This window comes from Streptomyces sp. CB01635, assembly GCF_002803065.1.
Lineage (GTDB): Bacteria > Actinomycetota > Actinomycetes > Streptomycetales > Streptomycetaceae > Streptomyces.
In genome coordinates, this window is sequence record NZ_NNBL01000037.1 from 1 (window position 1) to 12068 (window position 12068).

General features: G+C 70.2%; 15 protein-coding genes. 5 read left to right on the forward strand and 10 right to left on the reverse strand.

Features of this window, described 5'->3' with window-relative positions; all coding sequences use genetic code 11:
- Positions 1-215: 215 nt before the first annotated feature.
- Both CG723_RS41775 and CG723_RS41780 read right to left on the reverse strand, forming a co-directional pair.
- Complete coding sequence (locus CG723_RS41775) at positions 216-722, reverse strand: flavin reductase family protein (protein WP_100598780.1); 507 nt, start codon at positions 720-722, stop codon at positions 216-218.
- Positions 723-932: 210 nt separating this feature from the next.
- Positions 933-1340 carry a TlpA family protein disulfide reductase gene (locus tag CG723_RS41780; protein ID WP_100598781.1) on the reverse strand — a complete coding sequence of 136 codons (408 nt, stop codon included), beginning with the start codon at positions 1338-1340 and terminating at the stop codon, positions 933-935.
- 76 nt (positions 1341-1416) lie between these two features.
- Between CG723_RS41780 and CG723_RS41785 the strand changes: the two genes are divergently transcribed.
- Together CG723_RS41785 and CG723_RS41790 are read left to right on the forward strand one after the other, a co-directional pair.
- Positions 1417-1833 (forward strand): DUF4395 domain-containing protein, encoded by a 417-nt coding sequence (locus CG723_RS41785; protein ID WP_100598782.1) that lies wholly within the window; start codon positions 1417-1419, stop codon positions 1831-1833.
- A 175-nt stretch (positions 1834-2008) separates the two neighbouring features.
- Entirely contained in the window at positions 2009-2737 is a 729-nt protein-coding gene (locus CG723_RS41790; protein ID WP_100598783.1) for a lysophospholipid acyltransferase family protein, read from the forward strand.
- Between the two features lie 40 nt (positions 2738-2777).
- Here the strand turns inward: CG723_RS41790 and CG723_RS41795 are convergent, their stop codons facing one another.
- From CG723_RS41795 to CG723_RS41825, 7 genes are all read right to left on the reverse strand, one after another.
- Complete coding sequence (locus CG723_RS41795; protein WP_100598784.1) at positions 2778-3464, reverse strand: B3/B4 domain-containing protein; 687 nt, start codon at positions 3462-3464, stop codon at positions 2778-2780.
- A gap of 34 nt (positions 3465-3498) precedes the next feature.
- A complete protein-coding gene (locus CG723_RS41800) occupies positions 3499-4092 on the reverse strand; it encodes a transglutaminase-like domain-containing protein (protein ID WP_100598785.1) in 594 nt (197 codons plus the stop codon).
- Between the two features lie 87 nt (positions 4093-4179).
- Complete coding sequence (locus tag CG723_RS41805; protein ID WP_100598786.1) at positions 4180-5250, reverse strand: threonine aldolase family protein; 1071 nt, start codon at positions 5248-5250, stop codon at positions 4180-4182.
- Positions 5247-6005, reverse strand: a complete 759-nt coding sequence (locus tag CG723_RS41810; RefSeq protein ID WP_100598787.1) for an SDR family NAD(P)-dependent oxidoreductase — start codon at positions 6003-6005, stop codon at positions 5247-5249. The genes CG723_RS41805 and CG723_RS41810 overlap by 4 nt, the downstream gene beginning before the upstream one ends.
- Before the next feature lie 26 nt (positions 6006-6031).
- Complete coding sequence (locus CG723_RS41815) at positions 6032-7450, reverse strand: DUF6421 family protein (RefSeq protein ID WP_100598788.1); 1419 nt, start codon at positions 7448-7450, stop codon at positions 6032-6034.
- Positions 7451-7532: 82 nt separating this feature from the next.
- On the reverse strand, positions 7533-8477 hold the full coding sequence (locus CG723_RS41820) for an alpha/beta hydrolase (RefSeq protein ID WP_442802643.1): 945 nt from the start codon (positions 8475-8477) through the stop codon (positions 7533-7535).
- A gap of 89 nt (positions 8478-8566) precedes the next feature.
- Positions 8567-9706, reverse strand: coding sequence for an LLM class flavin-dependent oxidoreductase (locus tag CG723_RS41825; RefSeq protein ID WP_100598790.1), 1140 nt, complete (start codon positions 9704-9706; stop codon positions 8567-8569).
- 153 nt (positions 9707-9859) lie between these two features.
- Here CG723_RS41825 and CG723_RS41830 point away from each other — a divergent pair, with 153 nt between their 5' ends.
- The 3 genes from CG723_RS41830 (at position 9860) to CG723_RS41835 (ending at position 11419) form a co-directional block, all read left to right on the forward strand.
- Positions 9860-10444 carry a PadR family transcriptional regulator gene (locus tag CG723_RS41830; protein ID WP_100598791.1) on the forward strand — a complete coding sequence of 195 codons (585 nt, stop codon included), beginning with the start codon at positions 9860-9862 and terminating at the stop codon, positions 10442-10444.
- 85 nt (positions 10445-10529) lie between these two features.
- On the forward strand, positions 10530-10655 hold the full coding sequence (locus CG723_RS48815; protein ID WP_267893774.1) for a hypothetical protein: 126 nt from the start codon (positions 10530-10532) through the stop codon (positions 10653-10655).
- An 80-nt stretch (positions 10656-10735) separates the two neighbouring features.
- Complete coding sequence (locus CG723_RS41835) at positions 10736-11419, forward strand: glycerophosphodiester phosphodiesterase (protein WP_100598792.1); 684 nt, start codon at positions 10736-10738, stop codon at positions 11417-11419.
- Between the two features lie 57 nt (positions 11420-11476).
- Here CG723_RS41835 and CG723_RS41840 read toward each other — a convergent pair whose 3' ends face one another.
- Positions 11477-12028: a GNAT family N-acetyltransferase gene (locus tag CG723_RS41840; protein ID WP_100598793.1), complete on the reverse strand. Its 552-nt coding sequence runs from the start codon at positions 12026-12028 to the stop codon at positions 11477-11479.
- Positions 12029-12068: the final 40 nt, after the last annotated feature.

The following is a 12068-nucleotide window of genomic DNA, read 5'->3' on the forward strand; positions in this document are numbered from 1 at the left end:
GTCGCATCCGGCACATACTTCACGGTGACAACGATCCTCAAGCTCACGCCGGCTCTCCTACTGCAATCGTCTTTACTGGGCGGCCTTGCTCCCTGCAGGCAGCATAGGCGTCCGAAGCGGACTCTCCCGGTCGGGGCGGCCCGCGCCCCGAACGAAATATTACTCGTCAGTACACCCAGGATTCGCCCGCTAAGCAAGCGCTTTGAACTGTGATCCTAGTCGCGCAGACCGTTGAAGCGGCCCTGGTGGTAGACGAGCGGCCGGCCGGTCCCCGCGGGGTCTCCGGCGACGGCCTCGGCGAGCACGATGCGGTGGTCACCGGCGGGCACGCGTGCGATCACCCGGCACACCAGCCAGGCCAGAACGCCTTCGAGTACGGGCACGCCCTCCGGGCCCTCGTGCCAGCGCGTGGGGCCCCCGAAGCGGTCGGCTCCGCTCTTCGCGAACGTGGCGGCCAGATCCTGCTGGTGCTCGCCGAGTATGTGCACGCCGATGTGTCCGGCCTCGGAGACGACGGGCCAACTGGAGGCGCCCAGGCCGATACCGAACGAGATGACGGGGGGTTCGGCCGACACGGACGTCAGGGAGGTGGCGGTGAAGCCGACGGGGGCGGCGCCACGGGCGGTGATCACGGCGACTCCGGCCGCGTGCCTGCGGAAGACCGAGCGCAGCAGGTCGGGCGATGCGGTCGTGGCGATGCGGAGATCGGGCGTGGCCGTCATGGAGTTGTCCTTCTGCCGGAGGGGTGCGAGCGGGGTCCGTGGCTGCTCAGGAGCCGGGACAGCGCGCACTCGCGCAGCGGGCGAGGTCCACATGGACACGCTCGAAGAGAAGGGGTTCCGTGGGCATACAGTCAGGCTGACGATAGGTGGTGCGTGCAGTCAAGTGCGTCCCGCCATCTGGGAGAAGCGTCACGACGAGGTCACCACCCGTCAGACCGCCTCCCCGAGCGCGGCGATGACGTCGGCCTTGCGCGGCTGACCCGAGGCGCGGCGCACGATGTGTCCGGCCGCGTCGAGGACGAGCACGGTGGGCGTCTTGAGGACGCCGAATTCCCGTACGAGGTCGAGCCGCTCCTCGGCGTCGATCTCCACATGGGCCACGCCGGGAACCATTTCGGCCACTTCGCCGAGCACGCGCCGGGTGGCCCGGCACGGGGCGCAGAAGGCGCTGGAGAACTGCACGAGCGTGGCCCGCTCCCCCAGCGCCTCCCCCAACTGCGCCGCTCCGAGCGCCGCTTCACCCTGCCGCACCTTCATCCTCCCGCTCCGCCGCCGTTGCATCAGCCCGAAGGCGCTCGCCACGGCGAGCACGGCCACACACACCACAAGTCCGGTCATCGTTCCAGTGCAGCATTCACGAGACCGCAAAGATTCCCCGGGTCCGCGCAGCGCACCGTTGCGGAATGCTGGGTTCATGGACATCGATGTGAGAGGGCCGCGGTTCGGTGCCGCGGTCACGACGGTCGTACTGGCCCTGGTGCTCGTCACGGGCAGCGCCTGGCTCCTGGCGTGGCAGACGCTGTGTTTCGCGCTCGGCGCGGCGGGCGGAGTGGGACGTTCTCCCTATGCGTGGCTGTTCCGTACGGCGGTGCGGCCGCGGATAGGGCCGCCCACGGAGTTCGAGGCTCCGCAGCCGCCGCGGTTCGCGCAGTTCGTCGGGCTCGTCTTTGCGGCGGTGGGTCTGGTGGGTCTGGTGTGGGGGCCGGGCTGGCTCGGGCTCGCGGCGACGGCCTGCGCGCTGGCGGCGGCGTTCCTCAACTCGGCGTTCGGTTACTGCCTGGGGTGCGAGATGTACCTGCTCCTGCGGCGTGGCGCGGCACGATTTGGCTGATCAACGGGTTGCACGGACCGCGTGGGAGTGACGAGGATCTCGCGCCCGGCCGGAACCAGGACTGGCTACTCAGCCGTTGATGGGGCACGATCTGCGCAAGCCACAAAACCTACGGCTGCGTAACTTCCCGCCGGGAGCCCCCTCCCCAGGCAGAGATGAAGGGTCCTCCCCCTCCATGGCAGAGCTCGTCTACCGTCCGGTCATCGGCGCGGCCCGCACGATGTTCAAGGCGCTCGATCTGAAGATCGACGTCAAGGGCGCGGAGAACATTCCGCGCTCCGGCGGCGCGGTCCTGGTCAGCAATCACATCAGCTACCTGGACTTCATTTTCGACGGTCTCGCAGCGCTGCCGCAGAAGCGCCTGGTGCGCTTCATGGCGAAGGAGTCGGTGTTCCGGCACAAGATCTCCGGTCCGCTGATGCGCAGCATGAAGCACATCCCCGTGGACCGGAAGCAGGGCGAGGACGCGTATGCGCACGCCCTCGACTCGCTGCGCTCCGGTCAGGTCATCGGGGTGTTCCCCGAGGCGACGATCTCGCAGTCGTTCACGCTGAAGAGCTTCAAGTCGGGCGCCGCGCGCCTGGCCCAGGAGGCCGGTGTGCCGCTCATCCCGATGGCACTGTGGGGCACCCAGCGCCTGTGGACGAAGGGCCACCCGAAGAACTTCAAGCGCCACCACATCCCGATCACGATCCGGGTGGGCGAGCCGATGGAGGCCCCGCGTGACCAGTACGCCGGTGCGATCACCCGGCGGCTGCGCGAACGTGTGCAGGAGCTCCTCGAAGCGGCACAGCGCGCGTACCCCGTACGCCCGAAGGGTCCGGACGACACCTGGTGGATGCCCGCGCACCTCGGCGGCACCGCGCCCACCGCGGCAGAGGTGAAGGCCGCCGAGGCGAGCTGAATCGGTACTGCAGACGTGCCGCGGGCCCACCGCGGTGCGTCTACTCCGGCGCGTGGACGGTGATCCGCGCGCCGGGGCTGAACTTCTCCAGGAGTTCGGCGAGTTCGGTGCCGGCCGCCACCACGTCGCAGTGCGGCCCCATCGCCTCCAGCAGGAAGAGCGCGTTCACCGACTCCTCGGTCAGGCGCGTACGGATGCCCTGGCGCCAGTTCCAGCGGCGGCAGGTCACGCCGTCGTCGTCACACCAGACGACCTCGCCTGCGTCGGGGTGTTCCACGACGTCCTCTCCCCCTGCCACGGTGGCGAAACCCTCTTCGCCGGTGGCCCTGACGAGGCGCATGCCGCCCTTGATGTGGTCCAGGTCCTCGCCGCCGACCGGGATCAGATGGGCCACGCTGATCGCGTTGTAGACGTCGACGAGGGTGTTGATCCGCGGCAGTCCGCCGTCCGCGAGGGCCCTCTTGGCCAGCGCCTCGGCCGAGTTACGGGTGCGGGAGGGCTTGGAGCCGAAGGCCGTGTAGGCGGCGCGCCAGGCCGCCATGTGCGGGTCCTCGTGCGGGGCGCGTCCGTCGAGACGCGCGGCGAGGCGGCGTGCGGCATCGTCGAGAAGGGCCGAAGTCCCTTCACTGCTGGGGCTGTTGACCAGCCCGTACGCCTCGATGGCGACGTGTCGGAACTCGGGCGCGAGGGTCCGTACCGCGTCGGACACAGTGAGGTGGAGGGTCATCGTCCGCCTTGCTCTTCGGGGTGCGCTTGCTGTTTCAGAGTGCGTCGGGGAGGTGTTCCCACAAGTAGGGCCGGTCGGGGGCGTCGCGCAAGGCGCGCAGAACGGCCGGCTCCGGTACATCGAAGAGTACCGGATAGTCCACCTCATTGGACTCCGTATCCACAATGAAGGCCAGCCGCTCACCGTCGAGGGAGAACTGGGCGTCGACCCCGGGCTTGTTACCGCGGCAGTCCTGCCGGTGCCAGGCCCCATGGAAGCGCACGGCGACCATGCCGTGCAGTACATACCCGGTCCCGGCGTCATGCGTGAGCCGCTGGTAGCAGAGCGCCGCGGGGATGTCCTCGGCGCGCAGGAGCGCGGCCAGCGCGTGGGATTTGGCGTGACAGATGCCCGTGCCCTGCTCCAGGACGTCCGAGGCGCGCCAGGTGACGCGGAGGTCCCCGCTGTCGGCGGAGTGCGGGATGGTGTCCCGCACGAACTCGTAGGCCACCTGGGCGTATGAATATGAGTCGGAGGCCTGCGCGGCGAGGCGCTCGGCCGTCTTCCGTACGAGCGGGTGGTGATGGTCGATGACCTCGTCGGCCGCCAAGTAGGCAGACAGGTCAGGGTTCTTCTGGATCAGCTGCATGGACGGGGAGCATAGAAATGCGACCGACCGCCCGTCAATAGCTTTACGGTCGATCGCATATCTATACAGCCAGGTGCGGGGAGAACGCTAGCGGGCCATTTCCTCCTTGAGGGCGGCGACGAAGCCGTCGACGTCCTCCTCACGGGTGTCGAACGCGCACATCCAGCGGACGTCGCCGGCCGCCTCGTCCCAGAAGTAGAACCGGAAGCGCTTCTGGAGGCGCTCGCTGACGTCGTGCGGCAGCCGCGCGAAGACCGCGTTGGCCTGCACCGGGTAGAGGATCTCGACGCCGTGCACGGCGCGGACGCCCTCGGCGAGGCGCTGGGCCATCTCGTTGGCGTGCCGCGCGTTGCGCAGCCACAGGTCCTTGGCGAGCAGGGCCTCCAACTGCACCGACACGAAACGCATCTTGGAGGCGAGCTGCATCGAGAGCTTGCGCAGATGCTTCATGTGGCTGACGGCGTCCTGGTTGAGGACGACGACCGCCTCGCCGAACAGAGCGCCGTTCTTCGTGCCGCCGAGCGACAGGATGTCGACGCCGACCGCGTTCGTGAACGTGCGCATCGGCACGTCGAGCGACGCGGCCGCGTTGGCTATCCGGGAGCCGTCGAGGTGCACCTTCATGCCGCGCTCGTGCGCGTGGTCGCAGATCGCGCGGATCTCGTCGGGCGTGTAGAGCGTGCCCAGCTCCGTGTTCTGCGTGATCGAGACGACCTGCGGCATCGCGCGGTGCTCGTCGTCCCAGCCGAAGGCCTGCCGGTCGATGAGCTCGGGCGTGAGCTTGCCGTCCGGGGTCGGCACGGTGAGCAGCTTGAGCCCGCCCATGCGCTCCGGGGCCCCGCCCTCGTCCACGTTGATGTGCGCGGACTCGGCGCAGATCACCGCGCCCCAGCGGTCGGTGACCGCCTGGAGCGCGACGACGTTGGCACCGGTGCCGTTGAAGACCGGGAACGCCTCGGCCGTGGGGCCGAAGTGGGCGCGGATGATCTGCTGGAGGTTCGCCGTGTAGTCGTCCTCGCCGTACGCGATCTGGTGACCGCCGTTGGCGAGGGCGAGGGCCGCGAGGATCTCCGGGTGCGCGCCCGCGTAGTTGTCGCTCGCGAAGCCGCGGACGTCCGGGTCGTGATGCCGGCGGGCGTCGGTCTTCGGCGGATTCACGGCTTCTCGGTCAGCCACAGACGGGTCCCGTTCAACTCATGGGCGGGCCGCTCCCAGACGCCGGCGATGGCATCGGCCAGGTCCGTGACGTCCGTGAAACCCGCGAACTTCGCGTTGGGTCGCTCGGCGCGCATCGCGTCGTGCACCAGCGCCTTCACCACCAGGATCGCAGCCGCCTGCTGCGGGCCCGCGTCACCCCCCGCCTTGCGGAAGGCGTCGCCGAGGGCCAGCGTCCAGGCCTCGGCGGCGGCCTTGGAGGCCGCGTACGCCGCGTTGCCCGCGGTCGGCTTGCTGGCGCCCGCGGCGCTGATCAGCAGGAAGCGTCCGCGGTCGCTGCGCTGGAGGGCGTCCTGGAACGCGAGGGAGGTGTGCTGGACCGTGCGGATCAGGAGCTTTTCTAGGAGGTCCCAGTCGGCGAGGTCGGTCTCGGCGAAGGTGGCGCTGCCGCGCCAGCCGCCGACGAGGTGGACAAGGCCGTCGACCCGGCCGAAGTCCTTCTCGATGTGATTCGCCCAGTCCCGGGTCGCGTCCAGGTCGAGGAGGTCGACGGTGTCGCCGATGACGGTGGCGCCCCCGTGCGCGTAGCGTGCCGCGTCCACGGCCTCCGCCAGGCGCGTGGCGTCCGCGTCCGCTCCGACGACCGTCGCGCCCGCCTCGGCGAGGCGCAGCAGGGTGGCGCGGCCCGCGGGTCCCGCCGCGCCCGCGACCGCGATGACCGCTCCGTCCAGCGTGCCGTTCCCGTTGCCTTCGGCCATGGCCGTCGCCTCCTCCTCGCGAGCGCTCACGCCGCGGCCTGCTCGGCGCCCGCACCGGTGATCCCCTTGGTGGAGGCGATCACGTTCTTCAGCTTCTTGGACAGTGCCTCATAGAACATGCTGAGCGGAAACTCGTCCGGAAGCACGTCGTCGACGAGCTTGCGCGGCGGCAGGCTCAGGTCGAGGGCGTCGGGGCCCTTGGCCCAGCGCGAACCGGGGTGCGGGGCGAGGTACTGGGACACCAGGTCGTACGCGGCGAACCAGTGCACCAGCTTCGGACGGTCGATGCCGTCGCGGTACAGCTTCTCGATCTCGGCGCACAGCTGGTTGGTGACCTGCGGGGCGCGCTCCCAGTCGATCTGGAGCTTGTTGTCGGTCCAGCGCAGCACGTCGTGCTTGTGCAGGTACGCGAAGAGGAGCTGGCCGCCGAGACCGTCGTAGTTGCGCACGCGCTCGCCGGTGACCGGGAAGCGGAACATGCGGTCGAAGAGGACGGCGTACTGCACGTCGCGGCCCTGCGGGAAGCCGTCGGCCTCCAGCTTCACGGCCTCCTTGAAGGCGGTGAGGTCGCAGCGGAGCTCTTCGAGGCCGTACATCCAGAACGGCTGGCGCTGCTTGATCATGAACGGGTCGAAGGGCAGGTCGCCGTGGCTGTGGGTGCGGTCGTGCACCATGTCCCACAGGACGAACGCCTGCTGGCAGCGGTCCTGGTCCGAGATCATCTCGCGGATGTCGTCGGGCAGTTCGAGCCCGAGGATGCCGACGGACGCCTCGGTGACGGCACGGAAGCGGGCCGCCTCGCGGTCGCAGAAGATGCCACCCCAGGAGAAGCGCTCGGGAGCCTCCCGTACGGCGATGGTCTCCGGGAAGAGCACGGCCGAGTTGGTGTCGTAGCCGGCGGTGAAGTCCTCGAACGTGATCCCGCAGAACAGCGGGTTGTCGTAGCGCGTCGCCTCCAGCTCGGCGAGCCACTCGGGCCACACCATGCGCAGGACGACGGCCTCCAGATTGCGGTCCGGGTTGCCGTTCTGCGTGTACATCGGGAAGACGACCAGGTGCTGCAGTCCGTCCTCGCGGCGCGCGGCGGGGTGGAAGGCCAGCAGCGAGTCGAGGAAGTCGGGCACCTGGAAGCCGTCTTCCGCCCAGCGCCGCAGGTCGGCGGCGAGCGCCGAGTGGTACGCGGCGTCGTGCGGGAGCAGCGGGGAGAGCTGCTCGACGGCGGATATCGCGCGGTCGAGCGTCAGCTCCGCCAAGGCCTTGGACGGGGCGCCGTCGGCGGCGAAGTCGATGGAGCCGTCCTTCTGCTGCCAGGGACGGATCTCCTCCACGGCGGCCTTGAGCACGGGCCACGCCGGGTGTTCGACCACCCTGCTTTCGGGGCTTCCCCCGACCTTCTCCGGAGGAACCTTCCCCTCCACGCCCGACTGCACAAGAATTTCCGTCATTACCCATCCTCCACGGGAGAACCTCGCGTACAGACACCGTAAACGGGCGAGGTTCTCCACCACAAGTGGAGCCGGGAGGAAGTTATCCTGCGCGACCCCCTGGTTCACCGTCGTTTTTCCTGCCTGACACGGTTGAAACGATGGCCTTCGCCACATCCGCCACGGCAGTACGGGCATCGTCGAGCAGCTCGGGGAAACCGAAGAAGCCGTGGAACATCCCCGGGAAGTGGCTCTCGGTGACCTCGACGCCCACCGCGCGCAGGGCCTTCGCGTAGGCGAGGCCCTCGTCGCACAGCGGGTCGCAGCCCGCGGTCACGATATGGGCGGGCGGCAGCGAGGCGAGGTCGGCGAGGAGCGGCGAGACGTGCGGGTGGGACCGGTCGCCGTCCGGGCCGAGGTACTGCTCGGCGAACCAGCGGCAGTGCGCGGCCGTCAGGAAGTAGCGGTCGGCGTTCCGCGCGAACGACTCCGTCGACTGATGCGCGTCGGTGGCCGGATAGACGAGGGCCTGGAGCGCGATGCCCGGGCCGCCCCGGTCCCGGGCCAGGAGGCAGACGACAGCCGCGAGGTTCCCGCCCGCGCTGTCCCCCGCCACGACAAGGGCGCCCGTGCCGCCGCCGAGCGCGGTGTGGTGGTCGGCCGCCCAGCACAGCGCCGCGTACGCGTCGTCGACGGCGGCCGGGAACGGCGACTCGGGGGCAAGCCGGTAGTCGACGGAGACGACCACGGCCCCCGCCTCGCGGCACAGCCCGCGGGCGGTGGAGTCATGGCTGTCCAGACCGCAGATCGCCCACCCTCCCCCGTGGAGGAAGACGACGGTGGGGCGCGGGCCCGGGGCCTCGTCGGGGTCCGGGCGGTAGATCCGTACGGGGATCCGGGGCGCTCCGGCGGGGCCGGGGATGTCGCGGTCCTCGACCGAGCCGACGACCGGTGGCGGGAGCGGTGACGCGGGAGCCGCGGCCAGGATGCGGCGGGCCTCGGCCGCGTCGGTGACGGCGCCGCCGAGGTCGGGGAAGAACGCGGTCATCGCGTCGACCAGGGCGCGGGCGTCGGGTGCGAGGCGGTCCTCGGGGGCAGGGCGTTCCTCGGATGCGAGGCGGTCCTCGGATGCGGGGCTCATGCGGACGCCGCCTGCTCCTGGGCGCGGAAGTGCGGGATGACCTTCTCGCCCCACTGCCGCAGCGTCTCCAGGCAGGCCTCCTGGGGGACGGTGCCCATCTGGACGAGGCACATGATCTCGTCGGCGCCCGCGTCGCGCAGGCGCTCGACGTAGGCGATGGCGTCGTCGGCGGTGCCGTAGGCGTGGTCGGCGTTGAAGGTGGCCGTCGCGGTGGGACGTACCGGGATCTGGTGTTCGTGGAGGCGGGCCACGACCTGTTCGGCGGCCCTGCGCATGTCGGCCGCCTCGTCGGCGCCCTCCACCACGGCCTCGTCGGGGACGCCCGCGCCGCCGTACCAGTGCCCGATGGACTGCGCGAAGAACCGCTGGCCGCGGATGCCGATGTTCCGGGCCGTCTGCTGGTCGTCCAGGACGATGGTCGGGCACAGGACGGAGAAGTGGTCGTTGACGACGCCGGACACGAAGCGGTCGGGGGTACGGGCGGCGATCGCGTCGTCGTAGGCGCGCCGCATGCCGGCGATCGACTCGGGGCCCGCGAAGCCCATCACCAGGGCGCCGATGCCGAGTTCGGCCGCCTGGGTGAGCGTCTCAGTGCGGCTGCACGCGAGGAAGAGGGGCGGGTGGGGCTCCTGTTTCGGGCGCGGCAGGACGGGGTGCGGGTCGATGTCGAGGAGCTCCCCGTGGTGCTCCAGCTCGTCCTTCTCCCAGGCTTTCCCGATGATCCGCAGCGCCTCCTCGACCTCCTGCGTCGTGCGGTCCCTGTCGACACCGCACAGGGAGGTCTCCTGCTTGGTGCCGCCCCGGCCGGCCCCGAGGTCGAGGCGGCCACCGGAGAGCAGGTCGAGCATGGCGGCCCGCTCGGCGACCCGCACCGGATGGTTGAAGTTGAAGGGCATGCAGACGACACCGTGCCCGATCCGGATGGTGCTGGTGCGGGCGGCGACCCAGGTCAGGAAGATCTCGGGGGCCGACATGTGCGCGTACCACTTGAGGGAGTGGTGCTCGACGGCCCAGATGCGGTCGAAGCCCATCTCCTCGGCGAGGACCGCCTGCTCCACGCAGTCGTGGATGACCTGGTGTTCGTGTTCGACGGTGGGATCGGCGAGCTGCGCCTCGAAGATGACGGAGAACTTCACGTTGCCTCCAGGGAGTTGAGCCACACGCACTGTTCCGGTTAGGTATATGACTAACCGTCAGGTCTTCCAGGGGCAAGACCGGCGACGGTATTCGGCAGCGACAAAGGCTCCGGGGTCTTGCGGTGACCGGTTCCGGTCACTTCAATGCGGCGCATGGCTGACGACCTGCCACCGACCGCCTGGGCCGTCCTCGGGCTGCTGTCCTTCCCCGGGGAACGGACCGGATACGAGCTGAAGAAGTGGGCCGACGCGTCCCTGCGGTTCTTCTACTGGTCGCCCGCCATCAGCCAGATCTACGCCGAACTGCGCCGCCTCGAATCACTGGGCTACGTCACCTCGCTGCGCTCCGGGGCCGAGGACCCGCGGGCCAAACGGACGTACGCGATCACCGAGGAGGGGCGCGGGGCACTCGCGGTGTGGGCCGGGAGCGGGCAGGGCCTCGGCGCGCCCGTGCTCAAGCACCCCGTGCTGCTGCGCGTGTGGCTCGGGCACCTCGCCGCGCCGGAGCACCTGCGTGACCTGGTGACGGAACACGTGGCCCGCACGAAGGGCGAGCTGAAGGAGGCCAGGGACGCGCTCGAGCGGGCCGACGGAGTGGAGGCGTGGGCCCATCCGCAGATCGCGCTGCGCTGGAGCGAGCGGCGGCTCGCGGCAGAAGTCGAGCTGGCCGAGGCCATGCTGGACGACCTGGACGCGGTGCCCGGTCAACCGCCGGGGAACTCGCCCACCCACGGGTGACACTTCCCGCGGCAGGCTGCCGAGGCGGTAGGACGGACCGGTCCCCGCCCCTTCCCTGTCCCTCCGCCCGTCTGGAGCCCTGAGCGTGAGCATCCGCGCCGTCCTGGTCGCAGCCGTCATCACCGGACTGGTCCTCGGAATCACCGCAACCAGAGCGGACCACTCCACTCCCTCGCGTCGGACCGGTCCCATCGTGGAGACGGGCCGTTAGGCTTCGGCCGTGCCGCGCGGGCGACCCCGTCCACGACCTCGCGCGGATGCCGAGCCGCCGTCGACGGAAGCGAGACGATCTTGAACTTCCTCACCATCGGGCATCGCGGAGTGATGGGTGTCGAACCCGAGAACACCCTCCGGTCCTTCGTCGCCGCGCAGAACGCGGGCCTCGACCTCATCGAACTCGATCTGCATCTGAGCAAGGACGGCGCCCTCGTCGTCATGCACGACGCCGACGTCGACCGCACGACGGACGGCCGGGGCCCCATCGCCGACAAGACCCTCGCCGAGCTGCGCGCCCTGGACGCGGGGCGCGGCGAACGGGTGCCGGTCTTCGAGGAGGTGCTCGACGCCGTCTCCAAACCGCTCCAGGCCGAGATCAAGGACGTCGCCGCGGCGCGCGCCCTGGCCGAGGTCATGCTGCGCCGTGATCTGGTGAGCCGCGTCGAGGTGATCTCGTTCCACGACGAGGCCGTCGCCGAGATCGCCCGGCTGGTGCCGGGCGTCCGTACGGCGCTGGTGGCAAGCCGGTACGGCACCGATGTGGTGGACCGGGCCACCGCAGTCGGCGCCACGTCCCTGGTCCTCAACATCCGGCGTCTGACACAGGAGATCGTCGAGCGGGCCCGCAAGGCGGACCTGCGGATCATCGGCTGGGTCGTCAACACGCAGGACGATCTGCGCCTGGTGCGGGCGCTCGGCCTGGACGCCGCGACGACGGACTACCCGGAGATCAAACGGACCGGCCGCTTCACGGCCTGAGCCGGGCGAGCGGCCCGAGTCAGCCGCGGGACCCGGGTGCCGGCCGTGAGGCCCACGTCAGCCGAGGGGCTTGACCAGGAGCTCGAACTGGAGGTCGTCCCGCTGCGGGATGCCGAAGCGCTCGTCGCCGTACGGGAAGGGGGTCATCTCTCCCGTACGGCGGTAGCCCCGGCGCTCGTACCAGGCGATGAGGTCCTCGCGTACGGAGATCACCGTCATGTGCATCTCGCGCACGCCCCAGGCCTCGCGGGCGGTGCGCTCCGCCTCCGCGATGATCACCTTGCCGAGCCCCGCGCCCTGGAGGGCCGGGCTCACGGCGAACATGCCGAAGTAGGCGTGCTCCCCGCGGTGCTCCAGCTGGCAGCAGGCGACGACCGCGCCGTCGCGCTCGACGGTCAGCAGCCGGCTGTCCGGCGACTTGATGACGTCGACGACGCCCTGCGGGTCGGTGCGCTGCCCCTCCAGGATGTCCGCCTCGGTCGTCCAGCCGGTGCGGCTGGAGTCCCCGCGGTACGCCGACTCGATCAGCGCGACGAGCACGTCGACATCGGCGTCGGTGGCGTCCCGGAAGGTGAGGTCGCCGGTCGTGGGGCGGGGAGCGATGGACATGGGACGGTCTCCGATCTCGTGCACGGCTGTCGGCGCGGGC

What these genes read in the sequence shown, in the direction of transcription:
- CG723_RS41775 (WP_100598780.1), bottom strand. Translation starts at nt 722, where the DNA reads ATGACGGCCACGCCCGATCTCCGCATCGCCACGACCGCATCGCCCGAC.
- CG723_RS41780 (WP_100598781.1), bottom strand. Translation starts at nt 1,340, where the DNA reads ATGACCGGACTTGTGGTGTGTGTGGCCGTGCTCGCCGTGGCGAGCGCC.
- CG723_RS41785 (WP_100598782.1), top strand. Translation starts at nt 1,417, where the DNA reads ATGGACATCGATGTGAGAGGGCCGCGGTTCGGTGCCGCGGTCACGACG.
- CG723_RS41790 (WP_100598783.1), top strand. Translation starts at nt 2,009, where the DNA reads ATGGCAGAGCTCGTCTACCGTCCGGTCATCGGCGCGGCCCGCACGATG.
- CG723_RS41795 (WP_100598784.1), bottom strand. Translation starts at nt 3,464, where the DNA reads ATGACCCTCCACCTCACTGTGTCCGACGCGGTACGGACCCTCGCGCCC.
- CG723_RS41800 (WP_100598785.1), bottom strand. Translation starts at nt 4,092, where the DNA reads ATGCAGCTGATCCAGAAGAACCCTGACCTGTCTGCCTACTTGGCGGCC.
- CG723_RS41810 (WP_100598787.1), bottom strand. Translation starts at nt 6,005, where the DNA reads ATGGCCGAAGGCAACGGGAACGGCACGCTGGACGGAGCGGTCATCGCG.
- CG723_RS41815 (WP_100598788.1), bottom strand. Translation starts at nt 7,450, where the DNA reads ATGACGGAAATTCTTGTGCAGTCGGGCGTGGAGGGGAAGGTTCCTCCG.
- CG723_RS41820 (WP_442802643.1), bottom strand. Translation starts at nt 8,477, where the DNA reads ATGACCGCGTTCTTCCCCGACCTCGGCGGCGCCGTCACCGACGCGGCC.
- CG723_RS41830 (WP_100598791.1), top strand. Translation starts at nt 9,860, where the DNA reads ATGGCTGACGACCTGCCACCGACCGCCTGGGCCGTCCTCGGGCTGCTG.
- CG723_RS41840 (WP_100598793.1), bottom strand. Translation starts at nt 12,028, where the DNA reads ATGTCCATCGCTCCCCGCCCCACGACCGGCGACCTCACCTTCCGGGAC.